Genomic DNA, 11,738 nt, shown 5'->3' on the forward strand with positions numbered 1-11,738 from the left:
GAAGGATTCAGCCTCGCCGGCGTGCGAGGCGCGGGGTCCGGGGGGGGGAGCCGCGGGAAACAGCGCAGCAGGTCCTGGCTACGCGCCCCGCACGTACGACCGGTGCGACGGGTCGCGGACTTCGCCGACCAGCATCTCCAGGACGTCCTCCAGGGCGACCAGGCCGAGGACCCGGCCGGCCGGGTCCGCCACCTGTGCCAGGTGCGTGGCGTCCCGGCGCATGACGCCGAGGGCGTCGTCCAGCGGGACGGTGGAGCACAGGGTGGTCATCCGGCGCCAGACCCGCTGCGGAACGGCGCGCTCCCGGTCCTCCAGGTCCAGTACGTCCTTGACGTGCAGGTAGCCCATGAAGGCACCGCTGTCGGCTCGGACGGGGAAGCGGGAGTAGCCGGTGCGCACGGTCAGCTGTTCGATCTGCCGTGGGGTGACCGCCGGGCCGACCGTGACCAGCCGGTCCGGGCCGAGGAGGACGTCGGTGACGGGGCGGCTGCCCAGTTCCAGCGCGTCCTCCAACCGCTCCTGCTCGACCGGTTCCAGGAGCCCGGCCTGCCGGGAGTCCTTCAGGAGCCGGCCCAGCTGGGCGGAGGTGTAGACGGCCTCGACCTCATCCTTGGGCTCCACCTTGAAGAGCTTCAGGACGAGCTTGGCGCAGGCGCCGAGCGCGGTGGTGACCGGCCCGCACACGCGGGCGAAGGCGACCAGGCCGGGGCTGAACCACAGGGCGGTCTTCTCCGGGGCGGCCATCGCCAGGTTCTTCGGCACCATCTCGCCGATCACCAGGTGCAGGAAGACCACGGCGCTCAGCGCGACGACGTAGCCGAGGGGGTGGATCAGGCCCTGCGGTACGTGGACGGCGTGGAAGACGGGCTCCAGCAGCCGGGCCACCGTGGGCTCGGCGACCGCGCCGAGGGTGAGCGAGCAGACGGTGATGCCGAACTGCGCCGCGGCCATCATGCGGGGCAGGTTCTCCAGGCCGTGGAGCACCTGGCGGGCCCGGGCGGACTCGGCCGCGAGGGGCTCGATCTGGCTGCGCCGTACGGAGACGAGAGCGAACTCGGCGCCGACGAAGAAGCCGTTGGCGAGGACCAGCAGCAGGGCGAAGACGAGTTGGAGCGCGTTCATCGGGTGGCGCCTTCCAGCTCGGCCCGCTCGGGTGCGAGCAGGGTCGCGCCGTCGGCCGCGGCGGCGGACCGGTGCGTGCCGGCCGCGGGCACCGCCGCGAGCCGGACCAGCCGGACCCGCTCGGCGCGGTTGCGTCCGACCCGACGGACGGACAGCTTCCAGCCGGGGAGCTCCGCCCGGTCCCCGGGAGCGGGGATCCGGCCGAGCAGGTCGGCGACGAGACCGGCGACGGTCTCGTACGGGCCTTCGGGAACTTCGAGGCCTATCCGACGCAGGGTCTGCACGCGGCAACTGCCGTCGGCCTCCCAGGAGGGGCGGCCGTCCTCGGCGGGCACGGCGGCCAGTTCGGGGGTCTCGTCCTCGGCGAAGTCGTGCTCGTCGCGGACCTCGCCGACGAGTTCCTCGACGATGTCCTCCAGCGTGACGACACCGGCGGTGCCGCCGTACTCGTCGACGACGACGGCCATCGGCTGCTCGCTGCGCAGTCGCTCCAGCAGCGGCTGCACCGGCAGGGAGCCGGGCACCAGCAGCGGGGCGACGCAGATCCGGCTCACGGACGTGCGGTCGCGTTCCGACTCGGGGACGGCGAGGGCGTCCTTGAGGTGGACGACGCCGGTGATCTCGTCGATGCGGTCGCGGTAGACCGGGAAGCGGGACAGGCCGGTGGCGCGGGTCAGGTTGAGCACGTCGGCCGCGGTGGCCGTGTGCATCAGGGCGCTGACCTTCACCCGGGGGGTCATGACGTGCTGGGCCGTGAGCTCGCCCAGCGAGAGGGTGCGTACGAAGAGGTCGGCGGTGTCCTGTTCGAGGGCGCCGGCCTGGGCCGAATGGCGGACCAGGGAGAGCAGTTCGCCGGGGGTCCGGGCGGAGGCCATCTCGTCGGTCGGTTCCACGCCGAGCGCCCGTACGAGGCGGTTGGCCACGGCGTTGAGTGCGGCGATCACCGGCCGGAAGACGCGGGAGAAGCCGTTCTGCGGGCCGGCGACGAAGCGTGCCACCTGGAGCGGTCGGGAGACCGCCCAGTTCTTCGGGACGAGCTCGCCGACGACCATCTGGACGGCGGAGGCGAGCAGCATGCCGATGACGACGGCGACGCCGGAGACGGCTCCCTGCGGCAGGCCGGTCGCGGCGAGCGGCCCGGCCAGCAGTGCGGCGAGGGCGGGCTCGGCGAGCATGCCGACCACGAGGGAGGTGATGGTGATGCCGAGCTGGGTGCCGGAGAGCTGGAAGGACAGCTCCCCCAGGGCTTTGACCACCGTGCGGGCACGGCGGTCACCGTCGGCTGCGGCGCGTTCGGCCTCGGGTCGCTCCACGGTGACGAGGCCGAACTCGGCGGCGACGAAGAAACCGTTGGCGAGGATGAGGGCGAAGGCCGCCGCGAGCAGAAGTAGCGGGATGGTCATGCCGCCGCCTCCGAGGGGAGGGCGGCGCGGGTACTACCGGACGATCCGTCCATTGCTGGAGGGAGTCACTCCTCAAGTCGCAGGTGCCCACGGGCCACGAGGTCCCGGGGCCGGTGGGAGGGCGCACAGCTGCGCCCCGCCACCAGGGTAGTCATTGATGCCCCGGCCGCAACGGTACGCAGCCGTGGGGATGGGCCGACTCAGTGGTCGCCGGCACCCGTTCCGCGGGCTTCGGCCAGGGCGCGCAGGGCGCGGGCGTCACCGATCGCCTGCTGCTTGGCGACGCCCGGCTGGATACCGAGGGCCGGCAGGCTGGTGCCGTCGCTCAGGTCGAGGAACACCCACGGGTCGCCGGGGCGGAGGTTGACCCGAAGGATCTGGGCCCACTCCAGCCGGCGGCTGGTGGTCAGGTTGACGACCGTGACGCCGGTCTCGTCCGCGACCACCTTGGGGCGGCTGAGCAGGACGAGTACGGAGCTCAGCAGGACGGCGGTGAAGACGAAGCTGATCCGCTCGCCGGGGCTGAGGTTCTCCAGCAGCAGGGCGATCGCCGTGATGGTGGCGAACATGGCGAGCCCGACGCCCAGCAGGACGACCCGGGTGCGGGTCGGCCGGAAGGTGACCGGCAGGGTGGGTGTGGCGGGCTGGGCGGCGGACTCGGCCATGGTGCGGTGCCTTCTGGAGGTGGCGTACGGGGCGGGTGGGGCGTGCCGGTGGGGCACGCCGGTCACCCTTTCAGAGACGGCAGGCGTGGATCGAGGTGGTGAGGATCGCGCGCGCGCCGAGTTCGTACAGGTCGTCCATGATCCGCTGGGCTTCCTTGGCGGGGACCATCGCGCGGACGGCGACCCAGCCCTCGTTGTGCAGCGGGGAGACGGTCGGCGACTCCAGGCCGGGGGTGAGGGCGACGGCGCGCTCCAGGTGCTCGGCGCGGCAGTCGTAGTCCATCATCACGTAGCTGCGGGCCACCAGGACGCCCTGCAGGCGACGCAGGAACTGCTGGACCTGCGGGTCGTCGGCGTCGGCGCCGATGCCGCGGATGACGACGGCCTCGGAGGTGAGGATCGGCTCGCCGATGACCTCCAGGCCGGCGTTGCGCAGGCTGGTTCCGGTCTCGACGACGTCCGCGATGATCTGGGCGACGCCGAGCTGGATGGCGGTCTCGACCGCGCCGTCGAGGTGCACGACGGAGGCGTCGATGCCCTTCTCGGCGAGGTGCTTGGCGACGATTCCCTCGTACGAGGTCGCGATCGTCATCCCGGAGAAGTCCTCGGGGCCCTTCGCCGTGCCGGGGGTGGTGGCGTAGCGGAAGGTGGAGCGGCCGAAGTTCAGCGGCAGGATCTCGTCGGCGCTGGCGCCGGAGTCGAGCAGCAGGTCACGGCCGGTGATGCCGATGTCGAGCTTGCCCGAGGAGACGTAGATGGCGATGTCCTTGGGGCGGAGGTAGAAGAACTCCACCTCGTTCTCGGGGTCGACGACCACGAGCTCCTTGGACTCCTTGCGCATCCGGTAGCCGGCCTCATGGAGCATCGCCGACGCCGGTCCGGAGAGTGAACCCTTGTTGGGGACGGCGATGCGCAGCATGGGGCTTCCTTTGGTGCGTGGGTTCGGGAATTGCGGGCGGATGTGCGTGCCGACTCAGAGGTGGGCGTAGACGTCGTCGAGGGAGATCCCGCGCGCCACCATCATCACCTGGACGTGGTAGAGCAGCTGGGAGATCTCCTCGGCGGCGGCTTCCTTGCCCTCGTACTCCGCGGCCATCCAGACCTCGGCGGCCTCTTCGACGACCTTCTTGCCGATGGCATGGACGCCCTTGTGGACGAGCTCGGCGGTGCGGGAGGTGCTGGGGTCGCCTTCGGCGGCCTTGCGCTGGAGCTCGGTGAAGAGCTCCTCGAAGGTCTTGGGGGTCTTGTCAGCCATGATGGTCCTCAGAATACGGGGTTCCCCGTCGCCACTCAGCGCCAGGGTTCGCTGACGGTGCGCAGGGTCATGGCGGTGGAGACGGCGGCGGTGACCGCTTCGTGCCCCTTGTCCTCGTTCGACCCCTCGAGGCCGGCGCGGTCCAGCGCCTGCTCGTCGTTGTCGCAGGTCAGTACTCCGAAGCCGACGGGGACTCCGGTGTCGATCGACACCTGTACCAGGCCCTGGGTGACGCCCTGGCAGACGTAGTCGAAGTGCGGGGTGCCGCCGCGGATGACCACTCCGAGGGCGACGATGGCATCGTAACCGCGACCGGCCAGTACCTTCGCCACGACCGGGAGCTCGAAGCTGCCGGGGACGCGGAGCAGGGTGGGCTCGTCGATGCCCAGCTCGTGCAGGGCCCGCAGGGCTCCGTCGACCAGTCCGTCCATGACCTTCTCGTGCCACTGGGCCGCGATCACGGCGACTCGCAGGTCTCCGCAGTTCTTCACGCTCAGTTCGGGTGCGCCCTTGCCGCTCACAGCTCTGCTCCTCGGTGGTTCGTGACGGGTGTGGATGTATGTACGGGTGGTGGTGCGTGCTTACTGGTTGCCGCAGGCGGAGGTGGTCACGGGCCCGTCCAGCCAGGGCAGGTCGTGACCCATCCGGTCCCGCTTGGTGCGCAGGTACCGCAGATTGTGCTCGCCGGCCTCCATCGGCATGGACTCCCGGCTGGTGACCTCGATGCCGTGCCGGACGAGGGCGTCGGACTTCTCGGGGTTGTTGGTCATCAGCCGGACGCTGTGCACGCCGAGGTCGGCGAGGATCTGCGCGCCGGCGCCGTAGTCGCGGGCGTCGGCGGGCAGGCCGAGTTCCAGGTTGGCGTCGAGGGTGTCGCGGCCGCGCTCCTGGAGCTCGTACGCGCGCAGCTTGGACAGGAGTCCGATGCCGCGGCCCTCGTGGCCGCGCAGGTAGACGACGATGCCGCGGCCGTCCGTCTTGATGCGTTCCATGGAGGCGTGCAGCTGGGGGCCGCAGTCGCAGCGCTGGGAGGCGAAGATGTCGCCGGTGAGGCACTCGGAGTGCATGCGGACCAGCATGTCGGTGCCGTCGCCGATCTCGCCGTGGACGAGGGCGACATGCTCGACGCCGTCGACGGTGGAGCGGTAGCCGTAGGCGGTGAACTCGCCGAAGGCCGTCGGCAGGCTGACCTCGGCCTCGCGGCGCACGGTGGGTTCGGCGGAACGGCGGTAGGCGATCAGGTCCTCGATGGAGATGATCGTCAGGCCGTGCTTGCGGGCGAAGGGGATCAGCTCGGGCAGGCGCAGCATGACGCCGTCCTCGCCGGCGATCTCCACGATGGCGCCGGCCGGGCGCAGGCCCGCGAGGCGGGCGAGGTCGACGGCGGCCTCGGTGTGGCCGTTGCGGACCAGGACGCCGCCGGGCTTGGCGCGCAGCGGGAAGATGTGGCCGGGGCGGACGAAGTCTCCGGGCTCGGAGACCCCGTCGGCGAGCAGGCGCAGGGTGGTGGCGCGGTCGGCGGCCGAGATGCCGGTGGTGACGCCGTGGGCGGCGCTCGCGTCGACGGAGACGGTGAAGGCGGTCTTCATCGACTCGGTGTTGTTCTGGACCATCTGCGGGAGTTCGAGGCGCTCCAGCTCGGGGCCCTCCATGGGGGCGCAGATCAGGCCGCGGCACTCACTCATCATGAAGGCGATGATCTCGGGCGTGGCCTTCTCGGCGGCGATGACGAGGTCGCCCTCGTTCTCGCGGTCCTCGTCGTCGACGACGACGACGGGTCGGCCCGCCGCGATGTCGCGGATGGCCTGCTCGACGGGGTCGAGGCGGAAGGTCTCTTCGGGGATGTCGGGCACGGGCTTGAGGCTGGTCATGCCGTTGCTCCTTCCAGGGCCGGGGCGGGGGTGGTGCGAGAACGCTGGTACCAGTCGTAGGCGCCCCACAGCACGAGGGCGAAGTACACGACGTAGACGAGGCCGGAGAAGGCCAGGCCGTTGGTGAAGGCGAGAGGGACGCCGACCAGGTCGACGAGGAGCCAGGCGAACCAGAACTCCACGAGACCGCGGGCCTGGGCCACCATCGCGACGATGGTGCCGACGAAGATGTAGGCGTCGGCCCACGGGCTCCACGACAGGTTCGGGAAGAGCGTGAAGAGGCCGCCGACGGCGAGGGTGCCGAGTGCCGCGCCGGCCAGGAGCAGCCCGCGTTCCTTCCAGGTGGCGGTGCGCACGGCGATGGAGCCGTCCTGGGCCTTCTGGCGGCCGAGCTGCCAGGCGCGCCAGCCCCACACGGCCACGCCGATGACGAGGAGCTGCTTGCCGACGCCGCCGGCGAGGTGGGCGGAGGCGTAGGCGGCGATGAGGATCAGGCCGGAGAGGAGCTGGGCGGGCCAGGTCCATATGGAGCGGCGCCAGCCGAGGGCGAGCGCGGCCAGGCCCATCAGGTTGCCGATCATGTCGGACCAGATGACCTTCTGGCCGAAGACGGTGAAGGCCTCCGCGTTGAGCCAGGTCAGGGCGCTCACCGGGCGTCTCCTGCCGGGTCGGCGTGCAGCGGGTCCACGCCGGCGGCCAGGAGGCGCTCGACGTACTTCGCGAGGACGTCGACCTCCAGGTTGACCGGGTCGCCGCTCTGCTTGATGCCGAGGGTGGTCAGCGCGAGGGTGGTGGGGATGAGGCTGATGGTGAACCAGTCGGCGGCGGCCTCGACGACGGTGAGGCTGACGCCGTCGACCGTGATGGAGCCCTTCTCGACGACGTAGCGGGAGAGGTTCTTCGGGAGGGCGACCTTGACGATCTCCCAGTGCTCGGAGGGGGTCCGGGAGATGATCTCGCCGGTGCCGTCCACGTGCCCCTGGACCAGGTGGCCGCCGAGCCGTCCGCCGAGGGCCATGGGGCGCTCCAGGTTGACCCGGGAGCCCGCGGTCAGGGCGCCGAGGCTGGAGCGGTTGAGGGTCTCCTGCATGACGTCGGCGGTGAACTCGCCGTCCGCGGTCTCCACGACGGTCAGGCAGACGCCGTTGACCGCGATGGAGTCACCGTGCCTGGCGTCCTCGGTGACGAGGGGGCCGCGCAGCCGGAAGCGGGAGGCTTCCTCGAGCTGCTCGACAGCGGTGACCTCGCCCAGTTCTTCGACGATTCCGGTGAACACTCAGTGCTCCTTGGTGGCGGTGGAGGTGGTGACGGGGACGGGAACTGCGGTGATGCGGAGATCGGGGCCGATGCGGACGGCTTCGGTGATGTCGAGGCGCTGCGCATCGGAGATGTTCTTGATCCCGGCGTCGGCGAGGGCCGCGGGGCCGGCGCCGAGCAGGGCCGGGGCGAGGTAGCCGATGACGCGGTCGACGGCGCCGGCCTCCAGGAAGGCGCCGGCCAGCGTGGGCCCGCCTTCCAGCAGGACGGAGCGGATGCCGCGCCGGAAGAGGGGGGTGAGGAGGTCGTGGACGCCGACGCGGCCGTCGTGCAGGGGCAGCCGGAGCAGTTCGACGCCGGGCAGGTGCCGGGTGTCGGCGTCCTCGCCGACGACGAGCAGCGTGGGCGCGGCGTCGTCGAGGATGCGGGCGGTCGGCCGGAGTGCGGCGCGGGTGTCGAGGGCGATGCGCAGCGGCTGGGTGGCGCCTTCGACGCCGCGGACGGCGAGGTGCGGGTCGTCGGCGCGCAGGGTGCCGCCGCCGACGAGGACGGCGTCGCTCTCGGCGCGGAGCCGGTGGACGTCGGCCCGGGACTCGGCGGAGGTGATCCAGCGGCTGCTGCCGTCGGCGGCGGCGCTGCGGCCGTCGAGGGTGGCGGCGTACTTCCAGGTGACGTGGGGCCGGCCCAGGCGTACGGAGGTCAGCCAGGCGGCGTTGCCGGCCTCGGCCTCGTCCGCGAGGAGTCCGGCCGCGATGTCGATCCCGGCCGCGCGCAGGGTGGCTCCGCCGCCGCTGGCCTGCGGGTTCGGGTCGGAGACGGCGTAGACCACGCGGGTGATCCCGGCGCCTGCGAGGGCCTGGGCGCAGGGCCCGGTACGGCCGGTGTGGTTGCAGGGTTCGAGGGTGACGTAGGCGGTGCCGCCGTGGGCGGCCGCTCCGGCGGCGCGCAGGGCGTGGACCTCGGCGTGCGGGCCGCCGGCCCGCTGGTGCCAGCCCTCGCCGACGACGGCGCCCGAGGCGTCGGTGATGACGCAGCCGACGACCGGGTTGGGGCTGGTGGAGCCGAGTCCGCGGGCGGCGAGCTCGATGGCTCGGCGCATGGCACGGGTGTCCGCGTCGGATGCTGCTGCGTGCACGGCGTGGGTCGCCACCGGGTCCTCCTGCCTCGATCGGGCACGGACTCCGGGGCCTGTCGGGATACGACAGATGAAGCGGTACAGCACACAGGGGACGCCGAGGCCGGAAAAACGGTTCGACCGGGCATATCCGTAGGGATATGCCGACGAACCGCCGACGGCGGCGTACCGGTGACTGGCCCGCCGCGCACTGCCTCCCATCCGGACTTTAACCGTCGGTCCAGGAATCTCACCTGGTCAACCGGCCGCTGGCTGCGGACGGGTCGCGGACTATAACCGCCGGTTCGGAATTACACCGACCCCGGAGTGCGCTGCTACTGGTACTCCAGCCAGTTTGCCACGGGTGATCGGGCGCCATGCGGGTGATGCGGTGTGGCCTGGCTCACAGCCGGCCGGTATCGGGGCGGACTTTGTCAAGTCGGGCGGGGTTGGTCCAGACCTATTGACCCGGGTGGTCTAGTCCTCTTAACGTTCCCTTCATCTTCCCGGGAACAGCCCGTCAGATGTGCGCACATCACGGGCCAACACGCTTGCGCACCAATCCTGTTGCTCCATGTTGTGTCCAGTTGTGTCCTGCATCCTCCCCTCCCCAGGAGGCACAATGCTGTCCCCCACACGTACGAGAGCGATGCTCCTGGCATCCGGCGCAGCGATCGCCGGACTCCTGGTGGGCGGGCTCTCGGCGGGCGTCTCGCACGCGGCCGACAACGAGGGCTGTCGCCCCGACGGGCTGTACAAGACCGCCGGCGTCGACGTCCCGTACTGCTCGGTCTACGACGCCGAAGGCCGCGAGAAGATGGGCGCCGACCACCAGCGCCGCGTCATCGGATATTTCACGGGCTGGCGCACCGGCAAGGACGGCACCCCCGCCTACCTCGCCAACAACATCCCGTGGTCCAAGGTCACCCACCTGAACTACGCCTTCGCCCACGTGGGCGCCGACAACAAGATCTCCGTCGGCTCGGACGGCGTGAACAACGCCGCCACCGGGATGACCTGGCCCGGCGTCGCCGGCGCCGAGATGGACCCGGCCCTCCCCTACAAGGGCCACTTCAACCAGCTGACGAAGTTCAAGAAGCAGTACCCGAACGTCAAGACGCTGATCTCGGTCGGCGGCTGGGCGGAGACCGGCGGCTACTTCGGCGACGACGGCAACCGGGTCGCCTCCGGCGGCTTCTACTCGATGGCCACGAACGCCGACGGCTCGGTCAACCAGGCCGGCATCGACACCTTCGCCGACTCCTCGGTCGAGTTCATCCGCAAGTACGGCTTCAACGGCGTCGACATCGACTACGAGTACCCGACGACCATGAAGGACGCCGGCAACCCGCTGGACTGGCAGTTGGCCAACGCCCGCCGCGCCGGCCTGGTCCAGGGCTACGCCGCCCTCATGAAGTCCCTGCGCGAGAAGCTCGACCGCGCGGGCACCGCCGACGGCAAGCACTACCTGCTCTCCGTCGCCGCCCCCTCCTCCGGCTACCTGCTGCGCGGCATGGAGACCTTCCAGGTCCAGAAGTACCTGGACTACGTCAACATCATGTCCTACGACCTGCACGGCGCCTGGAACGAGTACGTCGGCCCCAACGCCTCGCTCTTCGACGACGGCAAGGACGGCGAACTCGCCGCGGCCGGCGTCTACTCCACCTCCCAGTACGGCGGCATCGGCTACCTCAACTCCGACTGGGCGTACCACTACTTCCGCGGCTCGATGCCCGGCGGCCGCATCAACATCGGTCTGCCCTACTACACGCGCGGCTTCAAGAACGTGCAGGGCGGCACCGACGGCCTGTGGGGCAAGGCCCCCGCGACCACCTGCCCGGCCGGCGCGGGCCTCACCAAGTGCGGTGACGGCGCCGTCGGCATCGACAACCTGTGGCACGACAAGGACACCAACGGGGTCGAGTCCCCGGCGGGCTCCAACCCGATGTGGCACGCCAAGAACCTGGAGAAGGGCGTCGTCGGCGACTACGTCACCAAGTACGGCTTCCCGGCGAACACCACCCTGACCGGCACCTACGTCCGCAAGTACGACTCCACCCTGGTGGCGCCGTGGCTGTGGAACGCCCAGAAGAAGGTCTTCCTCTCCACCGAGGACGAGCAGTCGGTGGCCGCCAAGGCCGACTACGTGGTGAACAAGGGCATCGGCGGCACCATGGTCTGGGAGCTCGCGGGCGACTACTCGTACAACGCGGCCAAGGGCCAGTACGAGGTCGGCGACACGCTCACCGACACGATGTACCAGAAGTTCAAGTCCGCCTCCCCCTACGGCGCGAAGAAGGCGGGCGCCACCGCGCTGCCGACACAGGCCGTCGACATCAGGACGGAGTTCACCGAGTTCAAGCTGGGCGACTCCAACTACCCGCTCACCCCCAAGCTGAAGATCACCAACAACACGAACGCCACCCTGCCCGGCGGCACCGAGTTCCGGTTCGACTACGGCACCTCCGCCCCGAACAACGCCTCCGACCAGTCCGGCTTCGGCACGACCGTGATCAGCAGCGGCCACACCGGCAACAACGTCGGCGGCCTGAAGGGCGACTTCCAGCGGGTCTCCCTCAAGCTCCCGGCCTGGCAGACGCTGGCCCCCGGCGCCTCCGTCGACCTGGCGTTCAACTACTACCTGCCGGTGTCCACCCCCTCCAACTGGACGGTGACCATCTCCGGCACCACCTACGCCCTGGCCGGCGACCTGGCCCGCGGCACGACGCTGGTGCAGCCCGGCAGCACCCAGCCCCCGACCACACCCCCCACCACTCCCCCGACCACCCCGCCCACCACACCCCCCACGACCCCGCCGACCACGCCTCCGGGCGGAACCTGCACCAACCCGGCGTACGTGGCGCGCACGATCTACAACAGCGGCAACGTCGTCTCCCACAAGGGCCGCAACTGGAAGGCCCAGTGGTGGACGCAGAACGAGGAGCCCGGCACCACCGGTGACTGGGGTGTCTGGAAGGACCAGGGCGCCTGCTGACCCCCTGCGCCCCGATCCGTGAGTGAACGTGAGGACCCGGTGGCCCGGCGGCCACC

General features: G+C 70.8%; 11 protein-coding genes and 1 riboswitch. Of the genes, 1 reads left to right on the top strand and 10 read right to left on the bottom strand.

Annotation, left to right across the window (positions count from 1 at the left end):
- Positions 1-78: 78 nt before the first annotated feature.
- The 10 genes from OG624_RS08760 to ribD all read right to left on the bottom strand — a co-directional run bounded on the left by OG624_RS08760 (position 79) and on the right by ribD (position 8,672).
- Positions 79-1,122 carry a hemolysin family protein gene (locus OG624_RS08760; protein ID WP_033226165.1) on the bottom strand — a complete coding sequence of 348 codons (1,044 nt, stop codon included), beginning with the start codon at positions 1,120-1,122 and terminating at the stop codon, positions 79-81.
- Positions 1,119-2,525, bottom strand: a complete 1,407-nt coding sequence (locus OG624_RS08765; RefSeq protein ID WP_051763936.1) for a hemolysin family protein — start codon at positions 2,523-2,525, stop codon at positions 1,119-1,121. Before OG624_RS08765 ends, OG624_RS08760 begins: the two co-directional genes overlap by 4 nt.
- 200 nt (positions 2,526-2,725) lie before the next feature.
- Positions 2,726-3,190, bottom strand: a complete 465-nt coding sequence (locus OG624_RS08770) for a PH domain-containing protein (RefSeq protein ID WP_033226163.1) — start codon at positions 3,188-3,190, stop codon at positions 2,726-2,728.
- Between the two features lie 70 nt (positions 3,191-3,260).
- On the bottom strand, positions 3,261-4,109 hold the full coding sequence (hisG, locus tag OG624_RS08775; protein ID WP_033226159.1) for an ATP phosphoribosyltransferase: 849 nt from the start codon (positions 4,107-4,109) through the stop codon (positions 3,261-3,263).
- Between the two features lie 54 nt (positions 4,110-4,163).
- Positions 4,164-4,445, bottom strand: a complete 282-nt coding sequence (locus OG624_RS08780; protein ID WP_030774590.1) for a phosphoribosyl-ATP diphosphatase — start codon at positions 4,443-4,445, stop codon at positions 4,164-4,166.
- Positions 4,446-4,480: 35 nt separating this feature from the next.
- The gene (ribH, locus tag OG624_RS08785) at positions 4,481-4,966 is read right to left on the bottom strand and encodes a 6,7-dimethyl-8-ribityllumazine synthase (protein ID WP_007262951.1); all 486 of its coding nucleotides are present in this window, start codon (positions 4,964-4,966) and stop codon (positions 4,481-4,483) included.
- A gap of 60 nt (positions 4,967-5,026) precedes the next feature.
- Positions 5,027-6,316, bottom strand: a complete 1,290-nt coding sequence (locus tag OG624_RS08790; protein WP_033226158.1) for a bifunctional 3,4-dihydroxy-2-butanone-4-phosphate synthase/GTP cyclohydrolase II — start codon at positions 6,314-6,316, stop codon at positions 5,027-5,029.
- On the bottom strand, positions 6,313-6,966 hold the full coding sequence (locus OG624_RS08795; RefSeq protein WP_033226157.1) for a nicotinamide mononucleotide transporter family protein: 654 nt from the start codon (positions 6,964-6,966) through the stop codon (positions 6,313-6,315). The genes OG624_RS08790 and OG624_RS08795 overlap by 4 nt, the downstream gene beginning before the upstream one ends.
- Positions 6,963-7,592 carry a riboflavin synthase gene (locus tag OG624_RS08800; RefSeq protein WP_033226156.1) on the bottom strand — a complete coding sequence of 210 codons (630 nt, stop codon included), beginning with the start codon at positions 7,590-7,592 and terminating at the stop codon, positions 6,963-6,965. The genes OG624_RS08795 and OG624_RS08800 overlap by 4 nt, the downstream gene beginning before the upstream one ends.
- Positions 7,593-8,672, bottom strand: a complete 1,080-nt coding sequence (gene ribD / locus OG624_RS08805; RefSeq protein WP_033226221.1) for a bifunctional diaminohydroxyphosphoribosylaminopyrimidine deaminase/5-amino-6-(5-phosphoribosylamino)uracil reductase RibD — start codon at positions 8,670-8,672, stop codon at positions 7,593-7,595.
- Positions 8,673-8,891: 219 nt separating this feature from the next.
- Positions 8,892-9,022: riboswitch (FMN riboswitch) on the bottom strand.
- Positions 9,023-9,309: 287 nt separating this feature from the next.
- On the opposite strand from ribD, the gene OG624_RS08810 reads away from it, so the two are divergent.
- The gene (locus tag OG624_RS08810; RefSeq protein ID WP_371639293.1) at positions 9,310-11,682 is read left to right on the top strand and encodes a chitinase C-terminal domain-containing protein; all 2,373 of its coding nucleotides are present in this window, start codon (positions 9,310-9,312) and stop codon (positions 11,680-11,682) included.
- Positions 11,683-11,738: the final 56 nt, after the last annotated feature.

The sequence above is a fragment of the Streptomyces virginiae genome, assembly GCF_041432505.1.
Classification (GTDB): Bacteria; Actinomycetota; Actinomycetes; order Streptomycetales; family Streptomycetaceae; genus Streptomyces; species Streptomyces virginiae_A.

Coding starts and splice junctions, on each gene's coding strand:
- ribD (WP_033226221.1), bottom strand. CDS start 8,672: ATGCGCCGAGCCATCGAGCTCGCCGCCCGCGGACTCGGCTCCACCAGC.
- OG624_RS08780 (WP_030774590.1), bottom strand. CDS start 4,445: ATGGCTGACAAGACCCCCAAGACCTTCGAGGAGCTCTTCACCGAGCTC.
- OG624_RS08760 (WP_033226165.1), bottom strand. CDS start 1,122: ATGAACGCGCTCCAACTCGTCTTCGCCCTGCTGCTGGTCCTCGCCAAC.
- hisG (WP_033226159.1), bottom strand. CDS start 4,109: ATGCTGCGCATCGCCGTCCCCAACAAGGGTTCACTCTCCGGACCGGCG.
- OG624_RS08770 (WP_033226163.1), bottom strand. CDS start 3,190: ATGGCCGAGTCCGCCGCCCAGCCCGCCACACCCACCCTGCCGGTCACC.
- OG624_RS08810 (WP_371639293.1), top strand. CDS start 9,310: ATGCTGTCCCCCACACGTACGAGAGCGATGCTCCTGGCATCCGGCGCA.
- OG624_RS08790 (WP_033226158.1), bottom strand. CDS start 6,316: ATGACCAGCCTCAAGCCCGTGCCCGACATCCCCGAAGAGACCTTCCGC.
- OG624_RS08765 (WP_051763936.1), bottom strand. CDS start 2,525: ATGACCATCCCGCTACTTCTGCTCGCGGCGGCCTTCGCCCTCATCCTC.